Source organism: Priestia sp. MDV22-iso46, assembly GCF_058629175.1.
The window spans coordinates 111,387-135,386 of record NZ_JBZVWT010000005.1 but is presented as its reverse complement, the minus strand read 5'-3'; the positions used below and the strand labels follow the sequence as shown (position 1 = coordinate 135,386).

Genomic DNA, 24,000 nt, shown 5'->3' with positions numbered 1-24,000 from the left:
TTTCATTTCTCCATTATTATTTAGTCAGATTATCTCTTATTTTTTTTTACTTAAAAGCTTTTATAAAAGGTTCAATTACTTCTAATACTTCTTCTTTATTTTCTAAATGCAGAGTATGACCTGCATTCTTTATCTTTTTATGTTGTAAATTAGGAGAAATCTCTAATGCCTTTTGCACATCTTTATCCCTTACTACCCCCCCTAATTCAGGATTTCCTTGTAAGAGCAACCCGGGACATCGAATTCTACGAAGTAACTTATCTACTTGATATCCAGCGTATGTTTCCTCAAACCGATCTATCATAGCTGTTAGTACATCTGGATCCATGTATGTTAAGTTTGTTATCATTTCATCAACCAAATTATTCCTTTTTAGTGAAATGTTTGGATTGTTTTTAATTAATGCTTTAGGATTTTTCAATGCCATTTGATTAGAGTGTAGTATATCTCTCCATTTCATTAACTCCATGGACCCTTCTTTTAAAACTGTCATAGATAAGGGGGAATCACCAATAATTACCCCTGTAACAAGGGTAGGGTGGTTAACTGCCATCATAAGACTAATCATTCCACCAAGTGAATGACCAAATATAAGTGTCGGTTTGTTAACATGTTTTTTAAGAAAAAGAAAGATGTCTTCTACATAATCTTTTAATCTGTAATTTTTATCTCCTCTCCCAGATTTACCATGTCCTCTTAAATCTACTGCATATACATGGGCTAGCTTTTCTAAATTAGGCAGAATAGTACTAAAAGTTTGCCACCTAGCAGTCCCGCCATGAAGTAACAAAAGAGATATATCAGACGAATTAGGATTTGTTTCAATATAATTTAAACGAATCTTTCCTGAATCAAAAAATTTTTCTAACATTATTCTTCACCCTCTTATAAAGAATATTTTTATTATATGACCAAAATAGTATATATGGTCATATAAAACCCAAAAAAATATTATGATTATTTAAGAATGTTTACTTTTATTTACATAACGGTTAAGATAAGTATAAACAGTATATGACTAAATGTCCATAAAAAGTCACAAAAATATCAAAAGGAGTTTTTCTATGCCTAAATTTACAGAACAAGAAAAAGAACATATTCACCAATCCCTTATGGAAAAAGGGAGAGAACTATTCATCCAATATGGGCTAGCTAAAACAAGTATTGATGATATTATACAAGCATGTGGAATTGCAAAAGGTTCTTTCTATAAATTTTTTCAATCTAAGGAAGAGCTCTATTTTGAAATCTTAAAAAACGAAGAAGAAGTAAGAGAAACTGTACTCAGTGAACTCTTTCGTGAAAATCTTCCCCCTAAAGAATTACTAACTTCCTTTTTTCATACCTCTTTTAAATTTGTTGAAGATAATCCCTTTCTTCAGCGTGTTTTTCAAAACGACGAACACGAAAGACTCACAAGAAAGCTTCCACAACAGATGATGGAATTTACTAAATGGCAAACTCAAAGAGGTATCGATGCAATCCAAATTTTGATGGAGCGTGGTGTCTTACCTCAAGAGAATCCAGAAGTAATTGTGGGAGTCATCCAGGCTATCATGATGCTACGATTACACAAAGAGGAAATTGGCACCGACCTTTTTCCAAAAGTAATGGATAAACTAATTGATTATGTAACTATAGGCTTAACTAAATAGGGATTTTAATCATATATAAAGGAAATTCGTCAAAAAGGAACTCATTGGAATTTACTTCAGACTCAGAAGTGGATTTTTCTGTTTCCCTTTTAGACATATAGAGTATTTGTTCTTAATTATGTTGGGGAAGCGAGGGGCATCACTGCCCCTAACTCCCCTAAGAACCTTAGGGGAGCATTTCAACTCATACGGCTCAAGCCTCCCATTACAAATCCATTTGCTGTCGTATCTTCGTCACATACCATAACAGTAAGTAAAACATACACCGACGCTCCGATTGGAGGTATACATAACAGTATGTTTCTTTCGTCAGAAGATAGCCACAACCTTATGTTCCCACGAGAGACCAACGAGAAGTGGGCTCCCTTTCGGGCCTGTCATGGATTTGTCCATAAGGACGACAGTATCCGTTCAGTTATACAGTTTCCTGCTTTCCTGTTCTCTTTCGAGACAACGGCATTCGCTTTCTCTCGTATCCTTTACCCTCTGTCACATCGTTTGATCTTACGATCTCCCTACTGTGTATACAGATAACAAAGGGCTTACCAAGTTCCGCATCTTATAGATACGACGAGGTTAGGTGGGTTCTTTACTCCGAGCAAGTTTCATCTTTTTCTCCCTTACCAAATCATTTCCTACGGTTTCTCATTCTGATATAAATCTTAGTAATTATATCACCGTTTTTTATTTTAATTTCACGAGTCAATTAGATATTGAAATTCTTTTTACTTTTCCTAATCATTTATACTAACTCTAAAATTCACCTTAAAATTACATTAAAAGTAGATGAAATTAGTAGAAATCTATAAATTAAGTGATATAGTAACATCTAAATAGGCCCTTGAGGAAAGAAATTTTAATAAAAATTAGCTATATTAGATTAATAAGGACAGGGGTAATGGTAATGAAAAAATTGACCTTAATTTTCGTATTAATATTTGCAATAGCTTTACCAAATGTTGCGCAGGCAAAAGGATTTAGTGGTCATAGTTCTTTCAGTCACAGTTCTTCGTTCAGTTCTCATTCAAGTAGGGGCACATATTCGAGTGGAACTTATCATTCTGGATATAAGTCTCCCTCAAGCAACTTTACAAGAACGCCATCACGTTCTAACTCTCACACAACATATAACCAGACCCCGCCTTCACGAACAAAAAGTATACTGACTCATGCTGCAGCTTTTGGAACGGGGGCTTTTTTAGGCCATATGCTTCATCCATTTGGGGGAAATTATAATGGTGCATATGGAAATAACGCTTCAAATGGATTTTCTTTTTTAGGAATTCTTGTGGATATACTTTTGATTTTAGTCATCATCTGGGTAATTAAAAATATCTTTACAAGAAGAAGATATTAAGGAGAAATTTAAGATGGAAGTACTATTTAATGAACAAGATCTTGTGGATAGTATTTGTATTTATATGGCGGTAAAAGAAAGAATTGAACCTCAACAGGTAGAAGTAGATTTGGAGTTTCATCCTTCTCATGGGTTTGCGGCTTCTACTTTAGCATTAGGGCGTACAGAGCGATTACATGAACAATACATCATTGATGCTGTTGCAGTATATTTACAGGTCTATCATCAGTTCGTTGCTGATCATTTACAAGTTAATTTATCCTTTTCTGAAAAGGATGGATTTACTGCATCTATCCAAGTATTAAATAATTAGTAATTAGTTTTTGACACGAAACTTCTGGACATTTGTGTACGGGAACCAGTAGGTTCCCTCATTACAATTTCAATTCATTATAAAAAGAAGCCTTAGTCTTTATATAACAAGGCTTCTTTTTGGTGAGTTTCTTTTATATTATGGTGTCTTTTATTAAGATACGGATTTAAGTTCCTCTGTTAAACGTAAAAAAGCTTCTTTATCTTTATTCTTTAAGGAATGATCAATTCCCTCGAGGATCTTACTTCTTTTGAAGTTCTTCATCATTTGATTCAAAAATAATTCAGCCAATATTTCATCACGTAAATTTGGATCAACTCGATCCATTCCGTTAATCATGTTATTTTCCATAAAAAATCAACCCCTTTATCTTTTCCCTTTTTCAAACAGCATTGACCTTTTTGACGTTTTGTATACGAGATTGATAGATAAAGTGAGACATCAAATAATATTTAACCTATATATTTACAACCCTCTTGCTATTCTGATTTTTATTTCATACTTATAAACCCTGAAGGAAGCACAAAACTATTTTATATACTTGTTGAAAGACATCTACAAACTAACTTTTAAGAATGTAGGTTTTAACAGTCACGTTTAACGGCGTCAATTGACCAGTTTAATCTGATTTACATTATTATAATATTATTCAATTATATACCTATTACTCTACCGAAAAACGTTCGTAAAAGTGTATGTATTTTAGAATACGTTCGTAATTTATTTTAAAACTTAAATGAACGATAGAAACGGTAGATTTCTTATACAAAATTCAAAGTCCGTAAATGTATACTTTTACGTACGGTTATTTTATGAACTGTCTGTTTGTGTTCATTTTTTATATGAAAGTTTATTTTGGTTATTGTAGTGATTGTTTATCTAATAATTGCATAACAGCTTTATAAAGTACAAATAAGGCAATGGAATAACCCGTTGCCTTTTAAATAACAGATGATCTTAGGATATTAGTCTAGGACCCGTACACGTACTGCTTCTAGCCCCTTTTGACCTGTTTCTACGTCAAAAGAAACTTTTTGACCATCCCTCCGGGCTGCATAACCATTCCCTTCAATAGAGCGATAAGAAACAAAAAGCTCAGTTTCATCTTCTGTTGTAATAAAACCATACCCTTTATTAAAATTGTACGACTTGATTGTTCCATTTTTTCTTCCCATATAACCTTCCCCCCCTAAATTATTAGTGTTTTTATATTGTATAATATTTGTAACACATTGAGGAAATTAGTGAAAAAACAGGCTTGTGTCTTTATTATTAAGTATAGTTTTCTAATCTATAAAATTAACATAATTTCATTCTTCTTAAATCACCCTCCGTAAAAGCATACATTTTTAGTTACTATAATGGATGTTCTCGGAACAAAAAAGAAAGCCGTATAAATCTATAGATTCCTGAGGCTTTCTTTGTATTTATATTGCATTTGGGATACATATTTTCTAATTGACGTTCTTCAACTCAAATACCATTTAGTTAAATACGACTCTATGTTAATACTCAACTACATTTAACCATTGACCATCAGGACCTATAGTTACATGAGAAATTTTATTCAATTCAAATATGTTGTAAATATCAACGTTTTTCTTATCTATTTTATCCAATTTCTCAATTACATCTACCTCCGAGTAAACTATATCCATTGTCGTAGACCTCAAATAAAATTCATATATAAATTGTTTTTCACTATCTCTCACATAACCCAAATACCCTGTTGTCCTTGGGAATGTACGTGGTAATTTAACATCTTTAACTCTGATGAATTGATTTGAAAGTTCATTAAGTAACTCTTCTTCCCAATTAGGGATAATCGCATAGATAAAACATTCTTGTTTGTAAAAACAAGAGATCATATTAACAAACTCTTGTTCATTAATATCTTCATCAAGCAATATTTTTCTTTCTTTTGGAAGGCTATCCATATACAACACTCCCGTTTTTTATAAGTTAATAAGGGATATAATTATTTATATAGTAGGCTCCAATTATAACCGGTATTGGGATACTATCTTCCATTACTACCAAAGAATATTTACCTTCTTTTAAATGATAAAGGTCTGATTTAAAAGTTCCAACTACTTTTCCAGAACTATTAAAAACATTCACATCAGGGCCTAATTCATTAGTGCTTAGAATGAAACTTTTTTCTTTCAGGACGATTTCTTTAGAACCATTCTTGTCAATGTTAAACCTTCCTTTACCTACTATTTTTCCTACTGTATTTCCTTCTTCTATAATTGACCATATACCATCTTTGTCCTGAAGAAGGAGGAATTTTTTGTCCTCCCATAAAATTTCCAAATTCACTTTTATAAATTGCATAAAAAATTGGGACCATAATGGACGAACTCTTACCATAGAAGTAAGATCACGTAGAATAAAATCCAAGAAATGCACAATAAAATTACTATAAATTCTTTGGATAGTTGCTATCTTTTTCATATCTCCATTTTCTATGATAAATGGCTTAGCTGAAGATTTGATTCTAGAAACATGAAACGTATATATATCCATTTAAACCCCCTTCCCTATCGCCAAAACAAATTTATCTCTTGCAGATTTAATTATAAGATAAAAGCTTAATGATACCATTACTACGCCAAATAAAGCCTCCCAGAATGATTCTTTTGCGTTCCTCACTTCCATAAATTTCTTCATTTGTAATATTATCGACTCATTTTATCATACATCATGTATAATAAAGTAACTTAATAATAGAAAGTCGGGAACGAATTGAAAAAATTTCTTCTTTATATGCTATATTTCTCTCTTATTTATGATGTGGTCCATTTAATTTATAGAGCTATAACACAATATAGCCTTGAGAACTTCGGTTACGATATCTTTTCAATAATAAGAGACTTGATTGTAATTTGGATCATCTTTAAGATAACTCGCCCTAAGAAAAAGCGAACAAAATTTAAACACTTTCACAATGAAGCTATTATTGCTGAAATGAAAAAAGAATATGAGAAAGCACTTGATATTAGAAATGAAGGTCTAAAGTTTACAACGTTAAACAATGCAGAGCGCGCGGGTCTGTATGCTGGAAATGGAGGAACATACCTTTATTTGAAGGATTATAATAATGCTACCCTTTGTTTTGATAAAGCTTTTGAACTGGTTCAAGAAGAGAAATTTCCATATGATGAACAATACATTGAGGTTATTGATAGTTATGTGAAAGCCAATCGCAAAGAGGATGCTCTTAAATTAGTGGAAAGTTTGTTACAACGGCAATCTTATCATAAGAAATTCAAAAAGTTAGAACCCTTAAGAGAGAAATTATTGACATAATACAATCAATCTTATTTGAAATACATAGTCACGACTAGAACAACCAAATGGCCTAATTCAATTTAGGTTATAAAATTTATATTTAAAAATGTTTAATGGAGTGTACCTATATTGTTCATCTTAATTAGAAACTCTTTGATATTAGTTGTTGTTTTTTATTTATCCATTTATGTCCTACCTGAGGTTTTACATGTTAATGAAACAATTTCAAAATATTTAACTGTTGCAGTTGTGGGAACTTGGCTTGTTAGGTCTAATAATAGATGGTTGCTTAATATGGCCTCTATACTTTTAGGGTTTTTAGGTCTTGCTCTTAGTTTTATAATTTTTGAATCATTTTTTCTGTAAATACTATCTAGTTCAGGATAGTACATGTGTAAAGGTTTATAAAGTAATTTTGAATAAGGAGTTATTTAATGAAAAACCATTTAGATGGAATCGTTGTAGAAGGAGAAAGGGTAGGCATTTTTCTTTTAGGTATGTCTGAAGAAGCTTTGTTAGAAAGTCTTGTGCAACCATATGAAAGTGAAAAAAGACATGGTTGTACAGTTTATCTAACTAGATACATGTCTTTTTTCGTAGATGAACAAACAAAAAAAGTAAATCAAATCTGTATGTTTAAAGGGTTTAAAGGTAAGTTTTTAACTCAATATGGAATAGGAAGCGATTTGTTAGAGGTGGACCCTAACCCAGAAAACTGGCATGTAGATTGGGAAGCATGTTGTTATGAATCAGTAAAATACAAAGGAATTATATTTGGATTAGAAGACGACGCGATAATGAATGAAGTCGAGACAAATAAAAATTTCCCTATTGGATGGATATGTATTGCTCTCCCCTCGAAGTATGAGTAACACGAAGAATAGAGGAATGATTGAAATAGCTACTACAATCATGATCAATGGCATGAATATGGGGTTATTTGAGGAGGATAAGAAGTTGATTGGTATTAAATCTAACTCTAGACGGTTTGATCATAAAGACTTGGAGAGAGTAGAAAAAAAGGTAGGCGCATCGTTTCCCGAGGAGTATGTAAATTTTCTAAGGAAATATAATGGTGGTGAAGTAGAGGATAGTATAGTTAAACTTCCATTCGAAGAAATAGAATCATTTATCTTATCTTCCTTCTTTGGCACAAGAGTAGAAGACATAAATGATATTTTATCTTGTTATGACATGTATGAAGGTAGAGTACCTAAGGGCTCTATTCCAATTGGACGTGATGTTGGGGGGAATATTGTTTGTCTAAACCTGAATAGAGAAAGATATGGATACATCTTCTTGTGGGATCATGATATAGAGCTAGAGTTTGAAGATAATGAGATGGAGATACAGGATTTATATTATGTTGCACCTTCGTTTAATGATTTCTTACATATGATTAAGCCATATAATCCAGAAGAAGATGATTTGGACGGATACGAAGTTGAGGAAGTTTGGATAGACCCTGATTTCCTAAAGGAATTAAAAGATAACGAGTAATTTATTAGTGTTTCTTTAAGGATTAGATTTTGTTTATAAATTGTATGTGTTAGAGAAATCTTAGCAAGATTATTATAAAGAAAAACGAAGTTTCGTATTATCTTCTTAAATAGGTGGTGGAATTTTGTTTAATAAATTTAAACTTTTGTTTACAGGTAAGCAACAGGACGAAGCATCTGATAAGTACGTTGAAGTACCAGCAAATGAAATAAATGAAGACTTAAAAAGTCATATAATCGCGTTAGAAAAGTTAGGCGAAAAATATAGTGAGGTTATTGAAGAGGAATACACAAGTAAATTTGAGTGCAATGGAAAGAAGAATTTAAAAATATGGGTTTGTAGAGACATTGATGGAGATCAGCTACCAGACTTAACTTCTAATCATTGCCTAGAAGGCGAGTATCGTTCTCAAGTTGCTATAAACTTTGATGGTTTCACAGATGAAGAGGATGCATATGTGTACTATATACAGTTGTGGTATTACTTTAGTGGAGGTCGTAAAGGGATAGGAACTCTATACGATTTATCAAAATATGACCTAGAAGCAAACATTAAAGACCAGTTAGAAGTAATACTCAAAGAAGTATAACTTTGTATGAGCAAAAAGAAGAGTCGGTTTTAAACTCTTCTTTTTTTGTCTAGAACAGCGACTAAGTATTCTAGGCCCATATATAATATATAGATTTTTAGTATTAATACTCAGTTAAAATCTCGGTTTCTTAAGATGAAGTTTCTTTTTATCTGCTCTTCATCAGATTCGACAACTTCTGGGTAATATCTAGTCAAAAAATCAGTGAATTTTTCACCTTTAGAAATATGTACGAATCTAGAATATACTTCTGTACCACTTGCTAGCTCTTCGTCTTCAAATAGCTCAAAAGCATCTAAACTTTCAATGTATTTAAACTCTACAAGTTGGTCATAAACATTTGTATAACTATCTTCACGTCCCTTTGCTTCTTGTTCTGCAAGTTCGTAGGCTTGATCGAACGACTGGGCTTTAATTAATAAAATACTTTCTTCAAATATTTGATGTTCATTATAATTTGTGTCAATTTTTTCTGGAGTGGGCTTTCCACTAACTAAGTGTTTATAAAGAACCTTTACTCCATACCATTTCCATACTAGGGTTTCTTCCTTATGTGTTTGCATGTAACGACTCCATTCTGAAAAAGCGTAAAAAGAATAATAGCTAAGTTTGGGCGTAATTAATAGAGAGGCTTATTCTTTCAGATATCTCCAGTTTCAATATAAGAATATAAAATCTTCAAACACACTGCATCCTCATGATCACACGAAATAGAAGTTATATCTTCAAGCTTTACGATTGCTTCACCGTCAGGTTCTCCATCATTAGTCAGGATAGAAATAACAAGAATATCTTCACTAATATCTTTAATAAATCCTTGTACATCTCCATCTTTAAATAGCTCTACTGAAACAACGAAGTTATTTTTCTGAGCAAATTTTAAAATGCTCACCATTAAATTTTCATGCTCTCCATCAAATTCAAGGTGTTTTTGGTTTTTAGCAGCATATAGCTTTTCAATGTTTCGAATGTATTTAGATCCAGTATTGATTTGATAAATATCTTCAATCTCAATAAGGTGAAATCCATCATACATACCAGTTGCTGATACCTTTACGATGATTGCATGGTTATCAGTAACCTTCAAAACCTTTGCCACTATGAAGGTATCCATATCTTCAATATCTTTGTAAATCTCTATAAGCCTATCTGTTTTTATTACCTTTAATAGTTCGTTTTTCAATGTTTAATTACTTCTCCTTCTAAATTAATTTTCTCTGACACACTAAACTAAACCTCTTTATCTTGATCTATTAATTTGTCATTAATTTGTACTACTCTTGAGCCTTCTGGGAAGGTTGCGCACACTTTTTGTATGGATGAATATCTATCCTCGTTTGAAAATAAGAAAAATCCTGCTCCATCATGGAAAATGGTTATGAATGTAGTATCTTCTTCCGTTTTAAAAATAGGGATAGATACGTTTTTCCACCTGCCCCATTCCTTAACTTTCTGAAGCTCAAATCTTATATTTTCAGAATAAGAAAGCGAGTAAAATTCGTTCATATTAGCAAGATAAAAGGTATGTTCTAATGCTAAGGATAATGTACGCGCGTCTTTAATTGGTAAAGTAAAACATCGAGGGTGATAGGTAACCCGTTTAAAAAATGTATAGTAGGCTTGTTTTTCCTCTAACAATTCATAACTATATTCTATACCTAATTGATTAAATTCCTTTTCAAAATCCTCTGCCATCATATCATCACAAAGGAATGTAAGATATAAAGGATACCTATCCTGATTGATTAAGAAATCGAGTAAAAAATCCCTTTGTTCATCCCTATCTTCAACGCTTTCTGTTGTTTCAGATATAAAGTAAACAGACTCAATAGTCCCCTCCAATTGAACATAATGCCCCACCATTTCATAAAACTCGGCATTTAGATGTTCTTCCTGAATCCAAACTTCACTCATACAAAACCTCCTTCACCTATAAAATCACTTATAAAAACAATAATTTTGCTTATTTGACCTTCAGAGATTTGTAGCATCTTATATAGAAAAATAATGAGGGTTCGAATCTGTATGTCTGAAGCAGCCATACAAATAACATCGAGTTTCTAATTGTGGCTCATAATCTACAGTAGGAGCTTTTCCCCAATAAACTTCTCTAACTGTATTTTTAATGAAAGCAATCTCTTCTGTTGTGACTTCTTCGTATTCTTTTTTAAAATCTTCTTCCTCATCTGGATCTTGAATGACGTCTTTCATCTCTTGTTCTTTTCTTTGAATAGTCTTATAAGCAAGTTCTTCAATTTCTTTTGTTTTTGAAAGCATCCATAAAGAATAAAAATAAGTCGGAAGGAACTCTTCTGAATAAAAATCCCAATCTAATTTAGAATAGATTTTAACGAACTCCTCATAATCTCCCAGAATATAATATATCTCTGCTATATCAGCTTCTAATGCTTCTAATGCTTCTTCCTCTTTTTCACTCAAAAAAAGTAATTCTTTTGCAACTGCTCTTGCTTCTGATCCCCTTTCTAGTCGTGCTAGACAAATTCCGTAGCTAAGTAACGGAAACAAACTATAGTTGTTACAGGATCGTAGTGGGTGTGCTTTATGAAAACATTCAGCAGCTTCAGGTAACATTCCTTTTTTGTAGTAACATAACCCAAGATTATTTAGATTTTCTAGTGAAGGTGTTAGATTGATGCCTTCTTTTAATACATTTATTGCTTCTTCATACTTTTCTTTTTTTATGTACATCTCACCCATTAAGTTATAAATAAAATAATGCCCAGGTTTGTTTTTTAACAAATCTTCTACTATATCAAATGCTTCTTCATCTGCAATTTCCCATGTAGAGAACATTGATTCCTCTTCTGCATCTTCTTCAGAACTTCTTATTTCTTTAGTATTACTTGTAGCCTCTATAATTGGTTTGCCTTCTGTAAAATAAAAATAGGCTAAATTATAAAGAGTTTGAACAGAAGGGTTAATTTCAGCAGCAGCTTGTAGTTGAAAAAAAGCTTCTTCATATTCATTTGTTTCCATAAACACTATAGCGAGCTCATTTCTTAGCTTTACATTGTTTGGGTCCTTTTCAACTTGCTCCTGCAATTGAAGCGAAACCTTTTCAAAATCTATTTCATCATACTTGCTCATATTCATACTCCTTCTAAACATTAAACTCAATTTCATCTGTGGGATTAGTAAAGCTCTTTATGTGTAAGAACAAAATAAAAAGCTGCCTCAGCAGGGTGGAAGCAAGGTAGCCTTTTAGAAAGTTAAATCCCATAAAGAGTAATTTTACATTTAAAAATAACTACCAGAAACCAATGGATTCCTAAGAACCATTGGTTCCTACTAATTTATCGTTTCCTGTGCTGTTGAGTATATCTAACACTATGTAAGTAAAAAGGAATTACAACCATACCTTAGCTTTCTTTGTCTTTGAAGAATACTAAATCAAAAAAAGTTAAGCTAAGGGCCATAGCTAAAGGAGTGCTAAGATCATAAATATCTATTTCAGATGACCGAAAAATATAATTGAAAATATATATAGCAGCGCTAAAGGAAATGAATAATCCAATAAACTTAAATAGTCTCTTTCTTAGTTCAAACCATTTTATATTCTTGATGTTGATGATCAAAGTAATAATCCAATATAAAGATACTATGATAATAAAGAATATATAGCCTAGCATAAATCCAAACGAAAATGAATTATCAATATCCATATAAACAATAAAGGATATAATAACTGTACTTAGCACGCATAGCGTACATATGATAGATGTTATAGTGCTTTGCCTCATTTTATCCCCTCCTTCAACCCTTAACACCCCCATCTATTCAAGAAGAAACGCATTTTATTCTAAATAATCTTCATTTCTCTTTTGAAAATATTTTATCTAATATCATACAAACTTTATAACAAATAAAGAAATTCTATATGTATATTACTTGTTGTTCTTATAAAACATACAAGATGAACCCGATGACATAAACCAAAATAGCAATTGTCCATTTTACTGTTCGGGAGCATTTGAATTTGTCTAATTTACTTGATAAATAGATAGCAATTATGCCAATAACAATATAGGCCCAGGGTGCCCTCCATGACTCAGGAGTCAGGGTAAAGAGTATCCAACATGTACCTAATACAAATGCAACACTAAGCTGAGATGAGTTCTCTTTAGTTTTATGTCTTTCACTTCTTGTCGGTAGTTGATTAGTGTCCATTTACTTCTTCTCCTTCCTTATCATTACATTTTATCAAAGGATTTGGGTGATTTCAGTCATGAATGAAAAATTTGTATAATAAGGGTGTATGAAGGAGGGAAATAAATGAAATTTACACATTTCCGTAATTTAAACAAGAATGAGAAATACTCGACTAATAAAAGACAACTTAAATTAGTCTTTTTCAACATAGAAATGGATGTTTCATTTGGTTTGGTAAGAAAATTCGAATTTGATAGTAGGTGTCCTAACAAGCCAAATATCTTTGGTAACGTAGTTTCTTCAATTTCTTATTCCAGAGATAGAACTGTTCTTTTTTCGCTTTATCCTCTTTCAATTGCTGATTATCCAAACTGTGCTTCCGATGATTTTAATAATCAAATACTATTAACTATTAAACAATGGCTTGAAGGTCAAATTAACAAACCAGATACTGCCCTATTGGGTTATGAACAACTCGTTATTGAGTGGACTGAAAACGAACATTTGCTTCATAAAGTAAAGTTCTTATAAAATTATTTCTAACAGCAACAATCTTGACGGTAAGATCTTAATTTTGTTTCTAAATATGGATTAAATTTAAAAGAAGAACGCTATGGTAACTAAATCTGTAGATCATATATATCCAAATTATTGTTATTAATTAAAATAATGTTGGTATAATTATGGAAAGATCCACGCAGGAAGTAGGAATATAATGAATCCAAACGAAAAGCAGAGTTCAAAATTTAGTATAGTGTTTAAATTCTACGAACAGTTTTTGAAAAGGATTTTAAATATGTTCTTTACTAGATGATACTTCAATCAAAAAGGCTTTTAAGAAATACAATTCTTAAAAGCTTTTTTGGTGCCTAGAACATGTCTTATGTTAACTACAAAAGTATACTTTTACGAATTGTATCGTTGTATTTTATGGACTAAAATCAGTTCTCAGAAGGACAACACCATTTAACACTAATTATTAGTAAACTAAAAAGACCACATCGCTAAGATGTAGTCTCAATAGGTAGGACAATCTCAAAAGTAGTTCCTCTCCCATCATTGCTATAAACTTTAATAACTCCTCTATGTTGATCTATAATTTGTTTAGCTATAGACAACCCCAATCCAGATCCTCCTGTTTTTCTATTTCTGGATTTCTCTCCACGATATAAAGGCGTAAATATATGAGGAATCTCACTAGGTAAGATGCCAATACCGTTATCTTTTATAATTATTTTGCAATATTCTCCGTTTAAAGGTGTAACCGTGACACTTACTTCTCCTCGATTAGGAGTATACCTTATAGCATTTCCTATTATGTTTTCTAAGGCTCTAGATAAGAGATACTGATCTCCATTTATAATGATAACCTCTTCATCATTATAATTAGATTGTAAGCTTATCTCTTTCGTTACAGCTGCTGGATAGAACCCTTTAATCGTTATATCAACTGTATTAATTATATTGATTTCTTTAAATTTAGGTGTAGGTTCAATATAATTAACAGTAGTAAAAGTATGTAAATCATTAATCAGTTCATTTAAAATAGTTGCTTTCTTATAACTAATATCAACATATTTATTAATTTTTTCCGGTGTATTGGCCACTCCTTTTTTTATTCCTTCCAAGCACCCGCGAATAGAAAAAAGAGGAGTCCGTAAATCATGTATGATAGAGGATATAAAAATTTTTCTTTCCTTTTCCATTTCATTCTGCTTATCTAGGGACTCTTTTAATGTTTCCTGCATAAATACTATAGCCTCAGAAAGTTGATTTATTTCCTTGACTGGAGTATGGGGTACATTAAAATTAAAGTTTTGTTTACTTACTGAGTCAGTAGCTTTCCTGAATTCCTTCAATGGAAAAAGTATTTTTCTTTTAATAAACCTTACACTAATAATTAAAATTAAAACAAAGATAGATAACCAAATGAACGCTCCTCCCCATTCATTAATTATGTAAGATATCCATCTATTAGGGGTATGTTTCATCTCAAAAGTACGATTATCTTGTACGTAGGCTACGCCTAGTAGCTTGCCATGAGAATAAACCTTATATTCTTCTAAGAAACTTGACAATTCCACCTTATTATTGGAAATATCTGAGTTTAACTCGTACTTATTAGAGTTGTTAATGTTAGAAAATATTTGTTGTTGCCTTCGATCTATTAGCCTTATTTTAATTCCTAATGTACTAGTTTTTTCATTAATTGACCTCTGCCATGATAAGTTGTTCCAATGTTCCACATCATCTAAGACATACTTCTTCATCCATGCATCCAAGTTATCTAATTCCACATTCTTATAAGGAGAGTAAAAATCTTCATACAGATGAACGGTTAATCTCGTAATAAACAAAGGAATGACTAAAAATAAAATCAAAAAGATTAAGGACCATTTCTTTATAGATAGTTGAAAATTAGTCACCTGAAACTCCTTCTGCTTTATAACCTACTCCCCACACTGTAGAAATTTTAAAATCCTTTGTTTTTTCCTCAATTTTATCTCTTAGTTTACCAATATAGACTCTCACACTATGAAAATCTCCTTGGTTATATCCCCAGATTTTCTCAATAATTTGGTCATATGTAAAAACTTGATTAGGGTTAGTCAAAAAAAGCTTGATAAGATCGAATTCTTTCGCTGTTAGGGTAACTTCTTCATCCCGTATAAATAAAGATCGTGTCAGTGTATTCAATTCTAGACTTTTAAACCGTATAACTTCGTTTGTTTTATTTTTCAATGGATTATTAAAATTAGTTAGTCTTCTTTCAATTGCCTTGATTCTTGCTACGATTTCCCCTGGAGTAGCATCTTTTACAATGTAATCATCTGCTCCAATGTTTAATCCTCTAATTTTATCCGTATCGTTTTGTAAAGCACTGAGGAAAATGATTGGCATACTATACGATTTTCTTAAGCTTTTACAGAGAGCAAAACCTGACTCTTCTGGCATCATGATATCCAACAATATAAAGTGAATCTCTATTTCAGAAAGAATTTCCTTTGCCCTTTTTCCATTTGCAGCTTTATAGACTTTATAACCTTCAATACTTAGAAAATCCTCCAATAATTCAGCTATTTCTACCTCGTCATCTACAATTAAAACGTTTTTATTCATAATAAGTTCTCCCCATTAATTAAAATACACTTAATTATAACAATAAATTCTTCTGATGTTTATTTTTGTTAAATTTGATACTTTTTTGATATTTATTGAATAATATTTTTAGATTTTCCCCTTAACATAAACCCTATAAGGGGGTTATTAAATATGAAAACCATATTAAGTGTTGAAAATATCACTAAAATATACGGTGAAGACTCTAATCAATTTTACGCATTAAGAGATGTAAGTGTGACAGTAAAAGAAGGCGAATTTTTAGCGATTATGGGGACTAGTGGTTCTGGAAAATCTACTCTGTTAAATATGATGTCTGGTCTAGATAAACCCACTAAAGGGGAAGTAATTTTGGATGGTCAAAGAATAAATCAATTAAAAGATTCTGCTTTAACAACTATAAGAAGAGATAATATAGGGTTTATTTTTCAATTTTTTAATTTAATACCCGTTCTTACAGCTATAGAAAATGTTACTTTACCTATTGATCTAGCAGGGAAAAGAAAAGCAGAAACAAAAGGAAAAGAAACTTTAAAACTTTTAGGAATTAGTCAATTAAAAGATTCATACCCTTCTCAAATGTCTGGTGGCCAGCAACAACGCGTTGCAATAGCACGAGCATTAGTGACAGAACCTAAAATTATATTGGCTGATGAACCAACTGGAAGTTTAGACTCTAAAACGGGAAAAGAAATCTTAAATATATTGAGACATTTTTGTGATAACTTAAATCATTCCCTCGTAATGGTTACCCATGATGCAAATGTAGCCTCATATGCACATAGAGTGATTTTTTTACAGGATGGAGTAATTCAAGACGAATTAATATTAAAGAATAAAAATTTATCTGCTAAAGAAAAAGTTACTAAAATAACTGAAAGAGTGGAAGGTATTTCATTATGAGTTTAATTTTTTCTTTAGCAAAAAGTTTTCTTAAATCACGAAAAAGCAGAACTATCTTATCAATTATAGGGATTTCGATCGGCTTCATGTTACTTATATCTTCTAATATACTAATGAGTACGTTAGAAAAATCAAATGAAAATATAGTTAAGGAGAAATACGGTAATTATGACTTAATAGTGGGTTATCAAAAATCTAGTTTATTTTTAAATAATAGTGATGTAGATAAAATTAATAAGCTTGAAAATATTCAACAAACCAGCCCATTTCTTTATCCATATATAGGTAAAGATAATCCTTATAAAAAAGAGATGGAAATTCAGCCGATGTATGTGGGGTTGAAAAGTGATTCTTTATCAAAAGAGCATGAATTCACCAAGCTATCTTCGGGTCATCTACCTGGAAAATCTGAAGTAGTTATTCCATATAGCTGGGCTAAAGCAAAGAATTTAAAACTTGGCTCTACATTAGCTTTTCCATTTCCACCAAATGATAAGAAAAACGTACGTGTCTCAGGAATTATGAAGAAAAGTGAATACCTTCACTCAGTTGTTTTATTTCAATATGATTGGTTAGCTAAAGCTACTTCTCAAGACAATCATGTTACAACATTAATGATCAAATTAAATGACTGGCATGCAAAAGGACAAGTAATAAATCAATTAAAAGAGATTGACCCTAAATTTTTTATTGATGGACAAATTAAAATGGATAAAGAGCGAGAGCAATTAGGAGGACTAAAACCTGTCGTTCAAGGGTTAAATATAGCTGTATTGATTGGAAGTGCTCTTTTGTTAATTAGCACGTTGCAAATGTCGATTCAAGAAAAGAAAAAGGAATTAGCTACTCTAAGGTTATTAGGGGCAAAGAAGATACAAATAGCATGGTTAGTGATTTCTGAGTCAGTAATTATTGCAATTTTATCTGCTTTACTAGGTGTTATTTTTGGCATAGGAATCTCTTTTGTTCTAAAGGATGTAATAACAAAAGTGAGTGGAATACCAGTAGAAAATATTTATATTGGATGGCCCTCAATTATGTATAGCGTGTTATTAGGTACTTGTATAACAATAGTAGCAAGTACAATCCCTGCAACTTTAGCCGGCAAATTATCTCCTATGCAGGCATACAGACAATCCATTGACACAGAACATAAAACAAGGGTTGCTTTACCTTTTATTAGCGTTTGTTTAGTTTTCTTATCTATTGCTCTAAGCTTTTTTAATTATGTAAAAATCCATGATCCTAAGATCTATATACTTTCGGCTGCCATATTAATCATATCTATATTTTTTGGTATTTCTTTCTTGTTAAGGTGTACTGTTAAAATATTATCTTTTATAATCAAACCTTTTTTAAAACAATATAGTTTATTAGCAAGTCGTAATACAATTAGACAGTTACGAAGAAGCGTACAAATAGCAGGTGTAATCATGCTAGGTGTTATCATAAGTATTGTTGGAATAAGTGTTTTGACTACAGTGAGAGATACAACGGAGAAATCCATTTTAACGAAATACCCTCTAAGTCATGTAATTGACTCTAATTCAGAGTATGACAAACCTGGATTACCGTTAACTTTTTATAAGCAAGTAGACAGCATTCCGGGGGTAAAATCAGTCCCCGTTTATAAAGATATTACAGTATTTACTCAAAACTTTGATGAATCTAATATCAAAAAGAATTCAAAGCTGATGTTGTACAATATAAATAAAAAAAGAGAAGTCATGACAGGTCTACAAGGTGTAGACTTTAATAAGGTAAAGCGCAGTTTATCCTTAAAAGTCACTAAAGGAAACATAAACGTAAATCAATTAAACCAAGGTGGAGTAATCATAACAAATTATGGTTCTAAAGTGTTAGGCTATAGATTGGGGGACTACATTAAAGTTATCCATGATAAGGAATTGAATTTTAAAGAAGATAAACTTGATTACAAAGATGGAAAATCTAAAGACCAAATACTCAGCCTAAAAGTAGTTGGTATTATAAAAGATTATCCTATGCAAGAAGGTCCTGATATAGGCATCTATACTTCACCTGAATTTATGAAAAAACATTTCAATATGGATAGTATAAATGAAGTCTATTATAAAATACTCGATAAAAAATCCCAAAGTGACATAGAAAATAAAGTTGAAACCCTAATCGGAAATCAGCCTTCGTCTAAAGTTATATTATATGACCGTCAAACTGAATTACAGACATTATATAACCAATTTAATCAAAGGGTTGCTATTTTATTATCATGTGTTGTATTAATTTGTTTGTTAGCTATGATAGGTCTAATGAATGGTATGGCGAGTAGTCTTCAAGAACGTTCGCGAGAATTTGCTACAATACGCGCTTTAGGAAGTCAAACTAAAAATATAGTTTGTTTGACGTTAGTAGAGGGAGCCCTGGTCACATTAGGTGGTGGAATCCTAGGAGCTCTCTTCGGATCTGTACTATTAAATCAACTATTGTTGTCACTTGATCATAATAGCATTACTCTCCCTTGGAAAATGATAATAATTTGTTTGATTACTACTCCTATACCAGGATTAGTTGCAACCTTAATTCCAGCAATGTACTTATCGAAAAGAGATATCCTTAAGGAATTATCTGATTAATAATATAAACCAGTTATAATTAGCTGGTTTGTGTCTTATTAGATTTAATAATAGATGTGGGCTTTATATGATTTCACTACTTGCCTTTGAAGTCATCGAAAGGATGCTGTGAAAAATAAAAGTAAAAAGCTATCTCATGGAATGAGATAGTTTTTTCAGTAAGTGGTGATTAACTTACTAATCGACTTGTAAATTATAAATAATTTGGATAATAAAGTAAAGTATTTTTATTCTATTGCATATGTATAAAACGTGCACTTTTTATACATCAAATCCTTATCCACTTATCCAGGGAAACCCCGTTATATCAACGATGTATAAAAAGCTGCATAAAGGAGAAACAAGGCTCCATCGAGAACCCTTTTCCCAATAGGGGTTCTCTTTTTGATGTGTACCGGAAAGAGTGTTTATGTAAACTAGCAATGAATATTGTATTCATTCACTTTTCTATCTTTCTAATGTGATAAAATGTAATTATAAGGAAAAAAGGAGATGAGGAAATGGAATTTATTATGACTTTATTCGTTTTTCTTTTTCTGCTTGCGATTAGTTCAACCTTAAATATACTTTTGAAAATGACAGATAAAAAAGACTGGATCATCTCTTTGCTATTGAGCACTGTTTTATCAATTACAATAGTTGCAGTTTTAGGGGCAACATAAAGATAAGAAGCCTTGGGAACTACTTGTTCCCAAGGCTTCTTATCTTTATGTTTATATATATTTATTAGATTTAACTAACTTCTACTTCCATGTAACGTATGCCAAAAAAGGTGTAATATGTAACGCGATAATTTTCAATTGATTTTTCCTCTACTGTGTTCCACTGATGTCCATTCGATTTAGCTTGGTAGCTCTGCACCATAAATTTGTCCAGTGGTCTAAGTGACCATTTTCGGAAATCTCCTTCAAGTTGTTCTACCTTTTTTTCTTCTTTTAGCGAACTCAAACCCTCTGCTTCATTACTTATTATTCGTGGTATACCAATAGCCAAAATAGTAGTAATTCCAATGATAATGCTCCAATTTAACAAGCGTTTTTTCATCTTGGATATTTCTCCCTTTTTATTTCATTATATTATATCTGTTGATATACCACTAATACATTATTCTAATTAAACTCGTAATCGTTCGTTGTTAGATTTCTTCCTATAAAATTGATTATGTTGACTAGAAATTACTGTTCTCTGTATATAAAATGTACGTAACTAAGTATATTCAAAGGAGATGTCTCGTTTTGTTGGATTATATATGGATCGATGGAGATTTACCTATTTTGTCCCAATTACCTAACGACTTTAATTCTGCTGCTATTCTATTCCACCCTTTTATTCAAATGCCCTTTGGTTGGGATAAATCAAAGAGAGAAAATCCTTATCAGCATATATATCCTAGTGATGAGGAAATGCTTAAACTTGGAGAACCAATATCATGGAAAGAAGTAATGGCCAAATGTAATTTAAAATCCTACAAGGAACTATTCAAAGCGTTGCAACACCTTACTGGTGTGTCTAGTGATGAATATAAAAAATTAGCTCCTTATGTTAATTCTAATCCAGATTTTTATTACCCCGAAGAAGATCGTACATCGTTGTTTATACTAAATAGTTTAGTAGAGATCCTCTGTTCAAAAGGGGCAAATACTTTATATTTTTCTGAACCTATTCACGACACAAACGGTTCATTTAAAGTCAATGATATGTCATCTTTAGAAATAGCTAACTTATCTCCTAACGAGTCAATTATCACAGATGAAAATATGGATTTTGCATTTATGGGGATCTATGATTCGTTTATAACATTGCTTTTAGCTAAAGATACAAATATTGAGGATACAATTAAGTCTCTAAACCTTGAAGCTTTAATATGTGATAAAGAAACACACCTTAATTCGTTTATTTAATAGGTACCGATAAGGGGTTTTGTGTTAACTAACTTTGTATATGGTATTCATTCACTTTTTTATCTTTCTAATATGTTAAAATGTAATTTTAAGGAAAAAGGAGGAGAGAGATGAACAACTCTTTTAGTTCGTATCGTTCGTTGTTTCCCGTTTTATCAGAGTATGTACATGTAGCTAGTTGCTCTCAAGGCGCCATTGCTCAGCCTGTTTCACAAGCAATTGAAGACTATCACAATGAGTTATTATCATTAGGTACTAACTGGAAACAAGCTACATTGAAACTGGAAGCGACCAGAGAAAAATTCGCTGAACTTATAAACGCTGAACCCGATGAAATTGCCATCTTACCTTCTGTTTCTGATGCTCTTTCGGCCGTAGCGACTAGTCTATCCTACCATCCTAGTAAAAATGAAATTATCGTAACGGATATGGATTTCCCTACTGTCGGCCATGTCTGGTATGCGCAAGAAAAGTATGGAGCTACTGTATCGCTCATGCGCTCATTGGATGGGGGTATCCCTTTAAAACAATATGAAAAAGACGTCACAGAGCGTACATTACTTACGTGTATGAGCCATGCTTCTTACGAGAACGGAATTGTGCAAAACCTTAAAGGCATTGCCGATATTGTTCATAAGAAAGGATCTCTTCTATTTGTGGATGCGTCTCAATCAGCAGGTCATATCCCAATTGATGTGAAAGAGATGAATATCGACATGCTCGCTACTGTCACACGCAAATACATGTTGGGGATACCAGGTGTAGCGTTTCTTTATATGAAGAAAGAGCTCGCTGAACAAGTAAAGCCTAGACATACAGGTTGGTTTGGCCAAGAAAGTGAGACAAAATTTGATATCTTTCACTCTACCTATGCTGCTGGCTCTCGTCGTTTTGAAACAGGCACACCTTCTTTTATTAGTGTGTATGCTGCACACGCGGCACTTAAGTTGTTGCTTGATGTTGGAGTCTCTCCTATTCATTTCTATTTGAAAGAGCTATCTAGGTTTGCAAAAGAGTTTGGAGTGCAGAATGGCTTACAGATTAACCTCCCATTCGATACGGAAATCACTTCAGGTATTACTTCTTTTCACATGGCTAATGCTTCTGAAATTGAGCAGAGGTTAAAAGAAAAAAACATTCTCGTTTCTGCCAGAAACAATGTCATACGAATAGCTCCTCATTTTTACAACACAAAAGAAGAAGTAGCCTACGCCATCACGGAATTAAGTAAGTTTGCAAAATAAGTAAAGTATCTAAGCAGATAGTTTTCATTTCCGATAACTTACATTATGTGAACTAAGATTGTATGTAGTATACAGAAATTCTCACTGTATTAAATCATATAATTAATACAGTGAGAGTTTTTTGTTTAGAATGTAAGACCAATACGCTGCTTAATAATCTGTAAATTTTCTTGAGCCTTCTTTCTCGCTCTCTCTCCTCCCACATCTAAAATTTCCTGTAAAAGTTTTGGTTGATTTATATAATTATGATATTCTGCACGAGGACCTTCTAATTCTCTATTTAGAGTATTAAATACTTGTTGTTTGACTTCTCCCCATCCTATTCCTTCCTCATATCGTCGTTTTAAATATAAGATTTCACTTTCTTCAGCAAATTCTTTATATAAAATAAATAAAGATGATTGTTTTGAATCTTTTGGTTCAGTTGGGAGAGAAGAATCTGTTTTCATTTTAAAGATTAATTTTTTTAACTTCTCAGGGCTTTCGAATAAAGGAATAACATTTCCATAACTTTTACTCATCTTCCTCCCATCTAGTCCAGGTATAGTAGCTGTTTCTTCTGTTACTACATATTGAGGAAGTGTGAAAGTTTCTGAATATGTATGATTAAAGCTAGATGCCATATCACGTGCAATTTCTACATGTTGTATTTGATCTTTTCCGACTGGAACAAAATCTGACTGAAACATCAGAATATCAGCAGCCATTAAAATAGGATATGTATATAATCCCATGTTCACACCGGCATCTATATCTAATCCTTCTTCTGTGTTTTTGTCTATTTTTGCTTTGTATGCATGAGCCCTATTCATTAGACCTTTAGGAGTTATGGAAGATAAAATCCAATTGAGCTCTGTAATTTCTGGAACGTCTGATTGGCGATAAAATATAACTTTCTCAGGATTTAAACCAAGAGCTAACCATGTAGCTGCTATCTCATAAGTATATGACCTTAATTGTTTAGCATTTTGAACTGTATTTAAAGCATGATAATCAGCAATAAAGTACATGCTCTGATAATTGGGGTTTTTCGCCATTTCTAAAGCCGGTTTAATAGCACCAATGTAGTTCCCAAGATGGGGATGACCTGTAGGTTTAATTCCGGTTAATACAATAGGCTTATTCATATAATCTCCTCCAAATTTATACTAGAAATAAAAAAGGGGTTTCTCATCCATAAAAGGACGAGAAACCCCGTGGTACCACCTTATTTAGTTACATCTGTAACTCACTTATACACATTCAAGCTAAAATGAATATGCTTCCTTGATAACAGAAGGAAATCTGTCGAATCCTAATCTTTATGTTTCAGTTCGAAGCTCCAAAGTCCATTCCATATCCT

At 32.0% G+C, this 24,000-nt stretch carries 26 protein-coding genes and 1 other annotated feature (1 of these 27 cut by a window edge); of the genes, 13 read left to right on the top strand and 13 right to left on the bottom strand.

The window, feature by feature from the left end; translation table 11 throughout:
* Window positions 1-46: 46 nt before the first annotated feature.
* Window positions 47-871, bottom strand: a complete 825-nt coding sequence (locus tag AC4NPH_RS23350; protein ID WP_328230607.1) for an alpha/beta fold hydrolase — start codon at window positions 869-871, stop codon at window positions 47-49.
* Window positions 872-1,064: 193 nt separating this feature from the next.
* On the opposite strand from AC4NPH_RS23350, the gene AC4NPH_RS23345 reads away from it, so the two are divergent.
* The 3 genes from AC4NPH_RS23345 to AC4NPH_RS23335 all read left to right on the top strand — a co-directional run bounded on the left by AC4NPH_RS23345 (window position 1,065) and on the right by AC4NPH_RS23335 (window position 3,325).
* Window positions 1,065-1,655, top strand: coding sequence for a TetR/AcrR family transcriptional regulator (locus AC4NPH_RS23345; protein WP_328230606.1), 591 nt, complete (start codon window positions 1,065-1,067; stop codon window positions 1,653-1,655).
* A 904-nt stretch (window positions 1,656-2,559) separates the two neighbouring features.
* Window positions 2,560-3,012, top strand: coding sequence for a hypothetical protein (locus AC4NPH_RS23340; protein WP_328230605.1), 453 nt, complete (start codon window positions 2,560-2,562; stop codon window positions 3,010-3,012).
* Window positions 3,013-3,025: 13 nt separating this feature from the next.
* Window positions 3,026-3,325 (top strand): DUF2653 family protein, encoded by a 300-nt coding sequence (locus tag AC4NPH_RS23335; protein ID WP_335404709.1) that lies wholly within the window; start codon window positions 3,026-3,028, stop codon window positions 3,323-3,325.
* Between the two features lie 153 nt (window positions 3,326-3,478).
* Here AC4NPH_RS23335 and AC4NPH_RS23330 read toward each other — a convergent pair whose 3' ends face one another.
* The 4 genes from AC4NPH_RS23330 to AC4NPH_RS23315 all read right to left on the bottom strand — a co-directional run bounded on the left by AC4NPH_RS23330 (window position 3,479) and on the right by AC4NPH_RS23315 (window position 5,854).
* Window positions 3,479-3,676 carry an IDEAL domain-containing protein gene (locus AC4NPH_RS23330; protein WP_491939007.1) on the bottom strand — a complete coding sequence of 66 codons (198 nt, stop codon included), beginning with the start codon at window positions 3,674-3,676 and terminating at the stop codon, window positions 3,479-3,481.
* Window positions 3,677-4,290: 614 nt separating this feature from the next.
* Window positions 4,291-4,500, bottom strand: a complete 210-nt coding sequence (locus AC4NPH_RS23325) for a cold-shock protein (RefSeq protein ID WP_491939006.1) — start codon at window positions 4,498-4,500, stop codon at window positions 4,291-4,293.
* Window positions 4,501-4,830: 330 nt separating this feature from the next.
* Complete coding sequence (locus AC4NPH_RS23320) at window positions 4,831-5,262, bottom strand: hypothetical protein (protein WP_491939005.1); 432 nt, start codon at window positions 5,260-5,262, stop codon at window positions 4,831-4,833.
* A gap of 25 nt (window positions 5,263-5,287) precedes the next feature.
* A complete protein-coding gene (locus AC4NPH_RS23315; RefSeq protein ID WP_308334646.1) occupies window positions 5,288-5,854 on the bottom strand; it encodes a tubby C-terminal domain-like protein in 567 nt (188 codons plus the stop codon).
* A 348-nt stretch (window positions 5,855-6,202) separates the two neighbouring features.
* Here AC4NPH_RS23315 and AC4NPH_RS23310 point away from each other — a divergent pair, with 348 nt between their 5' ends.
* From AC4NPH_RS23310 to AC4NPH_RS23295, 4 genes are all read left to right on the top strand, one after another.
* Complete coding sequence (locus AC4NPH_RS23310; RefSeq protein ID WP_308334647.1) at window positions 6,203-6,637, top strand: tetratricopeptide repeat protein; 435 nt, start codon at window positions 6,203-6,205, stop codon at window positions 6,635-6,637.
* Window positions 6,638-7,053: 416 nt separating this feature from the next.
* Complete coding sequence (locus tag AC4NPH_RS23305) at window positions 7,054-7,491, top strand: hypothetical protein (RefSeq protein ID WP_308334648.1); 438 nt, start codon at window positions 7,054-7,056, stop codon at window positions 7,489-7,491.
* Window positions 7,492-7,507: 16 nt separating this feature from the next.
* Window positions 7,508-8,119: an SMI1/KNR4 family protein gene (locus AC4NPH_RS23300; RefSeq protein ID WP_308334649.1), complete on the top strand. Its 612-nt coding sequence runs from the start codon at window positions 7,508-7,510 to the stop codon at window positions 8,117-8,119.
* A 124-nt stretch (window positions 8,120-8,243) separates the two neighbouring features.
* The gene (locus tag AC4NPH_RS23295) at window positions 8,244-8,708 is read left to right on the top strand and encodes a hypothetical protein (protein WP_491939004.1); all 465 of its coding nucleotides are present in this window, start codon (window positions 8,244-8,246) and stop codon (window positions 8,706-8,708) included.
* A 110-nt stretch (window positions 8,709-8,818) separates the two neighbouring features.
* Here AC4NPH_RS23295 and AC4NPH_RS23290 read toward each other — a convergent pair whose 3' ends face one another.
* From AC4NPH_RS23290 to AC4NPH_RS23275, 4 genes are all read right to left on the bottom strand, one after another.
* Window positions 8,819-9,271 carry a DUF4288 domain-containing protein gene (locus AC4NPH_RS23290; protein WP_308334651.1) on the bottom strand — a complete coding sequence of 151 codons (453 nt, stop codon included), beginning with the start codon at window positions 9,269-9,271 and terminating at the stop codon, window positions 8,819-8,821.
* Between the two features lie 77 nt (window positions 9,272-9,348).
* The gene (locus tag AC4NPH_RS23285; RefSeq protein ID WP_491939003.1) at window positions 9,349-9,891 is read right to left on the bottom strand and encodes a hypothetical protein; all 543 of its coding nucleotides are present in this window, start codon (window positions 9,889-9,891) and stop codon (window positions 9,349-9,351) included.
* A gap of 47 nt (window positions 9,892-9,938) precedes the next feature.
* Complete coding sequence (locus tag AC4NPH_RS23280) at window positions 9,939-10,622, bottom strand: hypothetical protein (protein WP_491939002.1); 684 nt, start codon at window positions 10,620-10,622, stop codon at window positions 9,939-9,941.
* A 78-nt stretch (window positions 10,623-10,700) separates the two neighbouring features.
* Window positions 10,701-11,837 carry a tetratricopeptide repeat protein gene (locus AC4NPH_RS23275; protein ID WP_491939023.1) on the bottom strand — a complete coding sequence of 379 codons (1,137 nt, stop codon included), beginning with the start codon at window positions 11,835-11,837 and terminating at the stop codon, window positions 10,701-10,703.
* Window positions 11,838-13,001: 1,164 nt separating this feature from the next.
* Between AC4NPH_RS23275 and AC4NPH_RS23270 the strand changes: the two genes are divergently transcribed.
* Window positions 13,002-13,409 carry a hypothetical protein gene (locus AC4NPH_RS23270; protein WP_491939001.1) on the top strand — a complete coding sequence of 136 codons (408 nt, stop codon included), beginning with the start codon at window positions 13,002-13,004 and terminating at the stop codon, window positions 13,407-13,409.
* A gap of 473 nt (window positions 13,410-13,882) precedes the next feature.
* On the opposite strand, the gene AC4NPH_RS23265 is transcribed toward AC4NPH_RS23270, so the two are convergent.
* Window positions 13,883-15,304, bottom strand: a complete 1,422-nt coding sequence (locus tag AC4NPH_RS23265; RefSeq protein ID WP_491939000.1) for a sensor histidine kinase — start codon at window positions 15,302-15,304, stop codon at window positions 13,883-13,885.
* Window positions 15,297-15,998: a response regulator transcription factor gene (locus tag AC4NPH_RS23260; protein WP_491938999.1), complete on the bottom strand. Its 702-nt coding sequence runs from the start codon at window positions 15,996-15,998 to the stop codon at window positions 15,297-15,299. The genes AC4NPH_RS23265 and AC4NPH_RS23260 overlap by 8 nt, the downstream gene beginning before the upstream one ends.
* A 153-nt stretch (window positions 15,999-16,151) precedes the next feature.
* Between AC4NPH_RS23260 and AC4NPH_RS23255 the strand changes: the two genes are divergently transcribed.
* The 3 genes from AC4NPH_RS23255 to AC4NPH_RS23245 all read left to right on the top strand — a co-directional run bounded on the left by AC4NPH_RS23255 (window position 16,152) and on the right by AC4NPH_RS23245 (window position 20,175).
* Window positions 16,152-16,901 carry an ABC transporter ATP-binding protein gene (locus tag AC4NPH_RS23255; RefSeq protein WP_491938998.1) on the top strand — a complete coding sequence of 250 codons (750 nt, stop codon included), beginning with the start codon at window positions 16,152-16,154 and terminating at the stop codon, window positions 16,899-16,901.
* Window positions 16,898-19,513 (top strand): ABC transporter permease, encoded by a 2,616-nt coding sequence (locus tag AC4NPH_RS23250; protein ID WP_491938997.1) that lies wholly within the window; start codon window positions 16,898-16,900, stop codon window positions 19,511-19,513. Before AC4NPH_RS23255 ends, AC4NPH_RS23250 begins: the two co-directional genes overlap by 4 nt.
* Window positions 19,514-20,013: 500 nt before the next feature.
* Window positions 20,014-20,175 carry a hypothetical protein gene (locus tag AC4NPH_RS23245; RefSeq protein WP_171843214.1) on the top strand — a complete coding sequence of 54 codons (162 nt, stop codon included), beginning with the start codon at window positions 20,014-20,016 and terminating at the stop codon, window positions 20,173-20,175.
* Between the two features lie 70 nt (window positions 20,176-20,245).
* On the opposite strand, the gene AC4NPH_RS23240 is transcribed toward AC4NPH_RS23245, so the two are convergent.
* Window positions 20,246-20,557 (bottom strand): hypothetical protein, encoded by a 312-nt coding sequence (locus AC4NPH_RS23240; protein ID WP_491938996.1) that lies wholly within the window; start codon window positions 20,555-20,557, stop codon window positions 20,246-20,248.
* 191 nt (window positions 20,558-20,748) lie between these two features.
* On the opposite strand from AC4NPH_RS23240, the gene AC4NPH_RS23235 reads away from it, so the two are divergent.
* Window positions 20,749-21,414 (top strand): DUF2711 family protein, encoded by a 666-nt coding sequence (locus AC4NPH_RS23235; protein WP_279773959.1) that lies wholly within the window; start codon window positions 20,749-20,751, stop codon window positions 21,412-21,414.
* A 110-nt stretch (window positions 21,415-21,524) separates the two neighbouring features.
* Window positions 21,525-22,658, top strand: a complete 1,134-nt coding sequence (locus AC4NPH_RS23230) for an aminotransferase class V-fold PLP-dependent enzyme (protein WP_197227354.1) — start codon at window positions 21,525-21,527, stop codon at window positions 22,656-22,658.
* Between the two features lie 125 nt (window positions 22,659-22,783).
* On the opposite strand, the gene AC4NPH_RS23225 is transcribed toward AC4NPH_RS23230, so the two are convergent.
* Window positions 22,784-23,785: a tryptophan--tRNA ligase gene (locus tag AC4NPH_RS23225; RefSeq protein WP_491938995.1), complete on the bottom strand. Its 1,002-nt coding sequence runs from the start codon at window positions 23,783-23,785 to the stop codon at window positions 22,784-22,786.
* 50 nt (window positions 23,786-23,835) lie between these two features.
* Window positions 23,836-24,000, bottom strand: a binding site (T-box leader); it runs 75 nt beyond the window's last position.